3 protein-coding genes and 2 rRNA genes (1 of these 5 cut by a window edge) are annotated in these 6,539 nt (G+C 44.7%); 2 read left to right on the top strand and 3 right to left on the bottom strand.

Annotated features, from left to right (window positions below):
- Both ACNSN2_RS13645 and rrf read left to right on the top strand, forming a co-directional pair.
- Positions 1-2,376, top strand: a 23S ribosomal RNA gene (locus ACNSN2_RS13645) (it extends 509 nt beyond the left edge of the window).
- 137 nt (positions 2,377-2,513) lie between these two features.
- A 5S ribosomal RNA gene (gene rrf, locus ACNSN2_RS13640) occupies positions 2,514-2,628 on the top strand.
- 819 nt (positions 2,629-3,447) lie between these two features.
- Here the strand turns inward: rrf and ACNSN2_RS13635 are convergent.
- The 3 genes from ACNSN2_RS13635 to hslR all read right to left on the bottom strand — a co-directional run bounded on the left by ACNSN2_RS13635 (position 3,448) and on the right by hslR (position 6,530).
- Positions 3,448-4,986: a phosphoenolpyruvate carboxykinase gene (locus tag ACNSN2_RS13635; protein ID WP_010392990.1), complete on the bottom strand. Its 1,539-nt coding sequence runs from the start codon at positions 4,984-4,986 to the stop codon at positions 3,448-3,450.
- Between the two features lie 263 nt (positions 4,987-5,249).
- Positions 5,250-6,095 carry an Hsp33 family molecular chaperone HslO gene (gene hslO / locus ACNSN2_RS13630; protein WP_008113427.1) on the bottom strand — a complete coding sequence of 282 codons (846 nt, stop codon included), beginning with the start codon at positions 6,093-6,095 and terminating at the stop codon, positions 5,250-5,252.
- 12 nt (positions 6,096-6,107) lie between these two features.
- Positions 6,108-6,530, bottom strand: a complete 423-nt coding sequence (gene hslR / locus ACNSN2_RS13625; RefSeq protein WP_418607743.1) for a ribosome-associated heat shock protein Hsp15 — start codon at positions 6,528-6,530, stop codon at positions 6,108-6,110.
- Between the last annotated feature and the right edge of the window lie 9 nt (positions 6,531-6,539).

Raw genomic sequence — 6,539 nt, 5'->3', positions numbered from 1 at the left:
CGTACAAGCAGTAGGAGCCCTTCGAGGGTGACTGCGTACCTTTTGTATAATGGGTCAGCGACTTATATTTTGTAGCGAGGTTAACCGATTAGGGTAGCCGTAGGGAAACCGAGTCTTAACTGGGCGAATAGTTGCAAGGTATAGACCCGAAACCCGGTGATCTAGCCATGGGCAGGTTGAAGGTTGAGTAACATCAACTGGAGGACCGAACCCACTAACGTTGAAAAGTTAGGGGATGACCTGTGGTTAGGAGTGAAAGGCTAATCAAACCGGGAGATAGCTGGTTCTCCCCGAAATCTATTTAGGTAGAGCCTCGGACGAATACTTACGGGGGTAGAGCACTGTTAAGGCTAGGGGGTCATCCCGACTTACCAACCCTTTGCAAACTCCGAATACCGTAAAGTAATATCCGGGAGACACACGGCGGGTGCTAACGTCCGTCGTGAAGAGGGAAACAACCCAGACCGCCAGCTAAGGTCCCAAAGTCATAGTTAAGTGGGAAACGATGTGGAAAGGCCCAGACAGCCAGGAGGTTGGCTTAGAAGCAGCCATCCTTTAAAGAAAGCGTAATAGCTCACTGGTCGAGTCGGTCTGCGCGGAAGATGTAACGGGGCTAAACTATGCACCGAAGCTGCGGATTCAGAATTTATTCTGAGTGGTAGGGGAGCGTTCTGTAAGCGGTTGAAGGTGTACCGGGAGGTATGCTGGACGTATCAGAAGTGCGAATGCTGACATGAGTAACGATAATGCGGGTGAAAAACCCGCACGCCGGAAGACCAAGGGTTCCTATCCCATGTTAATCAGGGTAGGGTAAGTCGACCCCTAAGGCGAGGCCGAAAGGCGTAGTCGATGGGAAACGGATTAATATTTCCGTACTTGGTATAATTGCGATGGGGGGACGGAGCAGGCTAAGCAAGCATGGCGATGGTAGTCCATGTGAAAGTGTGTAGGCTAGTGACTTAGGTAAATCCGGGTTGCTGTTAGGCTGAGACACGAGACGAGTCACCAAGGTGATGAAGTTGCTGATGCCATACTTCCAGGAAAAGCCTCTAAGCTTCAGATTATACCGAATCGTACCCCAAACCGACACAGGTGGTCAGGTAGAGAATACTAAGGCGCTTGAGAGAACTCGGGTGAAGGAACTAGGCAAAATCGTACCGTAACTTCGGGAGAAGGTACGCTCCGATTGGTGATGAGACTTGCTCTCTAAGCTGATTGGAGCCGCAGTGACCAGGTGGCTGGGACTGTTTATTAAAAACACAGCACTGTGCAAAATCGCAAGATGACGTATACGGTGTGACACCTGCCCGGTGCCGGAAGGTTAATTGATGGGGTTATCTTCGGAGAAGCTCTTGATCGAAGCCCCGGTAAACGGCGGCCGTAACTATAACGGTCCTAAGGTAGCGAAATTCCTTGTCGGGTAAGTTCCGACCTGCACGAATGGTGTAACCATGGCCACGCTGTCTCCACCCGAGACTCAGTGAAATTGAAATCGCAGTGAAGATGCTGTGTACCCGCGGCTAGACGGAAAGACCCCGTGAACCTTTACTACAGCTTGGCACTGAACATTGAACCTACATGTGTAGGATAGGTGGGAGACTTAGAAGCAGAGACGCTAGTTTTTGTGGAGTCGTCCTTGAAATACCACCCTTGTAGTTTTGATGTTCTAACGTTGGCCCCTGAATCGGGGTTACGGACAGTGCCTGGTGGGTAGTTTGACTGGGGCGGTCTCCTCCCAAAGAGTAACGGAGGAGCACGAAGGTTGGCTAAGTACGGTCGGACATCGTACGGTTAGTGTAATGGTAGAAGCCAGCTTAACTGCGAGACAGACACGTCGAGCAGGTACGAAAGTAGGTCATAGTGATCCGGTGGTTCTGAATGGAAGGGCCATCGCTCAACGGATAAAAGGTACTCCGGGGATAACAGGCTGATACCGCCCAAGAGTTCATATCGACGGCGGTGTTTGGCACCTCGATGTCGGCTCATCACATCCTGGGGCTGAAGTCGGTCCCAAGGGTATGGCTGTTCGCCATTTAAAGTGGTACGCGAGCTGGGTTTAGAACGTCGTGAGACAGTTCGGTCCCTATCTGCCGTGGGCGTTTGAGAATTGAGAGGGGTTGCTCCTAGTACGAGAGGACCGGAGTGAACGAACCGCTGGTGTTCGGGTTGTCATGCCAATGGCATTGCCCGGTAGCTACGTTCGGAACTGATAAGCGCTGAAAGCATCTAAGCGCGAAGCAGGCCTCGAGATGAGTTCTCACTAGACTTTTAAAGTCTCTGAAGGGCCGTTGAAGACTACAACGTTGATAGGCAAGATGTGGAAGTGGTGTGAGCCATTAAGCTAACTTGTACTAATTACCCGTGAGGCTTAACCATACAACGCCAAACGCGTTTTATGTGATAGTGAAACAAGCGAAGAAGTTAATATAACTAAAGTAGATACTAGAAGACTTTATTATCAGAATTCCAAATTTTAGTTAGTGCGTAGTAATACGGACTGACACCCAAATTTGCTTGGTGACAATAGCGTTTTGGACCCACCTGACCCCATGCCGAACTCAGTAGTGAAACGAAACAGCGCCGATGATAGTGTAGCATTTGTTATGTGAAAGTAGGACATTACCAGGCTCCAAATAAGAGAAACCCGTTACAGCAATGTAGCGGGTTTTTTGCTGTTTGGGATTTAATAAACATAGCCAAGACCCCATGCCGAACTCAGTAGTGAAACGAAACAGCTCGAAGGCGAGCCCCGACCAATGATAGTGTAGCATTTGTTATGTGAAAGTAGGACATTCTACTGCGTAGCGCACCGACTCCAAATACAAGAAAGCCCGACTCGAAAGAGCCGGGCTTTTTTACGTCTTCAGGAAAGTGAAAGTATTAGCCGTCAGCCGTCAGCCGTCAGCCGTCAGCTGCACAGCGTTAACCTCAGAGCCAACGCATGCCATTAAAAACATCAAATGTACCTTGCTATGTGGCTCTCTAGCGCTGTAGGCACTACGATATTCTACTGCGTGGCCACTACGAAGTAGCACATCACTCCAAAAGCAAGCAAGACTCGAATGACCTGAGCCTTCTTGTGTTCGGAGGAGTTTACCAGTAATAGCTAGTGTTGTTTGATGTGCTCTAACAGGGTAAAGAGTGAGATATTGGACAGATTTACCCTACAGTATAGTTTCATTGCTGATGACATCCCGTAACTGTACTAATTGTGACATAGTTTAATAGCGTTTAATTTGAGATATACAAACTAGTAACTGCTACTTTAAAGCTTAATAGGCTCTCGGTGAGCCTTTATTAAGAAATGCACAAAACATAGGGAAACGTTTTAGCTAATAGGTGGCTTATCAGCAATTATTAAAGTAACTAAGTTGCTGAAGTAAAATAGATAGGATCAAAAACGCCAACTCAAGGTTGGCGTTTTAATTATCAGGCTAAAGGTGATTATTAAACTTTAGGGCCCGCGTTTTTAATTTCGTCAGATACGTCGTATTTAGCAAAATTTTCTGTGAAATCAGATGCTAGCTTAGCCGCATACTCTGCGTATTTAGCTTTGTCTTCCCAGGTATTGATTGGGTTAAGAAGCTTGCTATCTACGCCCGGTACTGCAACTGGTACGTCTAGGTTTAGCACGTCAATGTGTTGGGTTTCCACACCGGCTAATTTTCCAGATACGATTGCATCCACAACAGCTCGTGTTGTTGGAATATCAAAACGCTTACCAATACCGTAAGGGCCACCTGTCCATCCAGTGTTAACTAGGTAAACTTTAGCGCCGAATTCACGTACACGCTTCATTAGAAGCTCTGCGTATACACCTGCAGGGCGTGGGAAGAAAGGAGCACCAAAACAGGTTGAGAATGTTGATTCAATATCGCTAGTAGAACCAATTTCTGTAGAGCCAACTTTTGCTGTGTAGCCACTTAGGAAGTGAAATGCTGCAGCTTCTTCGGTTAGAACAGATACCGGCGGTAGTACACCACTCACATCACATGTTAGAAAAACAACAGCCTTAGGCTCACCTGCGCGGTTTTCAACTTTACGTTTTTCAACGTGCTCTAGTGGGTAAGCTGCACGGCTATTTTGAGTTAGGCTGGTATCGTTGAAATCAGGAACACGGTTTTCATCAAGTACCACATTCTCTAAAATTGTACCGAATCGAATAGCATCCCAGATAACAGGTTCGTTTTTCTGAGAAAGGTCGATACATTTAGCGTAACAACCACCTTCGATATTAAATACACTACCTGGTGCCCAGCCGTGCTCGTCATCACCGATTAAGAAGCGAGTTGGATCTGCTGATAATGTTGTTTTACCTGTACCAGATAAACCAAAGAATAATGCGGTATCTCCTGCTTCACCTACGTTAGCAGAACAGTGCATTGGTAATACACCTTTCGCTGGTAGTAGGAAGTTTTGCACAGAGAACATCGATTTTTTCATTTCACCCGCGTAGCGCATGCCAGCAAGTAACACTTTACGTTGTGCAAAGTTAATAATAACTGTGCCATCGCTATTGGTACCATCGCGCTCTGGATCACATACAAACGAAGGTACGTTCATTACTTGCCACTGAGGAAAGTCGGCTTTGTTGTATGATTGTGGTTGGATGAACATATTTTTAGCGAAGATATGGTGCCAAGCAGTTTCTGTTGTTACAACCACTGGAAGGTAGTGCTCTGGATCAGCGCCTACTTCAAGGTGAGAGATAAAGTGGTCGTTGCTTTGCACATGTGCTTCTACACGTGCCCATAAGGCGTCAAACTTATCTGCATCGAATGGGCGATTTACATTACCCCATTGGATTTCATTTTCAGTACTTGATTCTTGAACAATAAAACGATCTTTTGGAGAACGACCGGTACGACGACCAGTGTTAGCTACAAAAGCACCATTGGCGGCTAAAGTCCCTTCGCCACGGCTGATAGCGTGTTCGACAAGTTCAGCTGCAGTTAGATCGACAAAACGGGTAGCGCTTGAAGTCATGTTTATACCTAAATTGTGTGAGATTGAACGGGATAGCTCTGGGTCTTAGTAACCTTTAAGCTTCAAATATAGTAACAGATGGATTAAGGATATTCGAGCTTATAAACGCCGTAAAAACATATAAATTAAGGAAAAAACATGAATAATTTCAATGATACCGGTGTCATGAAAAATGCTCAGCTTGTGATACCGGTGTCATTTTTTGGGCACAAAAAAGCCATAAAAAATTATGGCTATTTTATAGTATGTTTTAAAAAGCTAGATTAATTAAATATACTTTTTATATCTTGTTCGTTAAATACATAATCTTTTAAACAGTAATGACAGCTAATTTTAATCTCACCATTTTTTTCGACATCATCCAAAAGCGTTTGTTGACCAACATTAACTAAAGCTGTCATCGTTTTTTCGCGATTACAGCCACATTTAAATTGAATTGGTTGAGGGTCAAATACGCGTGGGTTATCTTCATGATAAAGGCGCGTTAGAATAGTATTGGCATCAAGCTCTAGTAGCTCCTCATCTTTAATAGTATTGCTGAGTGCTTCTAAGTGAGCAAAATCTTCAATCGATTTTTGTTTATCTACAGGTAGCACTTGTAAAAATAGCCCACATGCTTTGGCGCAGCCTTCTTCAGTATCGGTTGCAAACCAAAGGCGCGTCTTTAATTGCTCAGACTGCTCAAAATAGCTTTCTATACATTCACTTAATGTATCATGCTCTAAAGGTACTATACCTTGGTAACGCTCACCTTGAGTTGGAGTAATCGTGATAACCATGTAGCCTTGGCCAATGAGCTCTTTTACCGTTGAGCCAGTAACTTCATGTTGTAATCGCGCAATACCACGCATATTTTGTTGATCATCACCATTGATCACCGCATATTTTACGGGGCCATCACCTTGTAGTTGAACTGCAATTTCGCCTTCAAACTTCAACGTTGCTGTTAATAAACAGGTTGCAACAAGCAGCTCACCTAATAATGCTTTAACGGGCTCTGGATAATTGTGTTTCGCAATCATTTCATTGTAAGCGTTGTCTATTTGTACGAGTTCGCCACGAACATCGAGGTTGTCAAATAAATAGCGGTGAAGTAAATCTTGTTGCATGAGCGGCTATACCTAACTTGATTTCATTTTTAAAAGTTCGCGCCTTTGCTTTTTATCTGGTTTTTTATCCGGATGAGGAGCAAAGAAACTGTTATTTTTGCGTGCAATACTATTTTCTTCACGCTTAGCAATACTAGCATCAGATTCTTGATACATGGTCTGTGCAATGGGGGCGCTTTGGCGCTTTTCAAGTATATTTAATACTGTGATGGTTTTTTCATCAACGCCTTGAGCTAGCTTTATAACTGCGCCAATTTCTACAATTTTACTAGCCTTACTGCGTTGCCCATTATAATGTACTTTGCCGCCTTGTACCATTTCTCGAGCTATTGCACGCGTTTTATAAAATCGAGCCGCCCATAACCATTTGTCCAACCTCACTTTAAGTGCGTCAGCGTTTTCTGAGCTGCCATTGAGTTTAGTTTTCTTTGTCATAAAACATCC

Source organism: Pseudoalteromonas sp. US3C1013, from assembly GCF_048401115.1.
Classification (GTDB): domain Bacteria; phylum Pseudomonadota; class Gammaproteobacteria; order Enterobacterales; family Alteromonadaceae; genus Pseudoalteromonas; species Pseudoalteromonas undina.
This window is presented reverse-complemented; position numbering and strand designations above follow the sequence as displayed.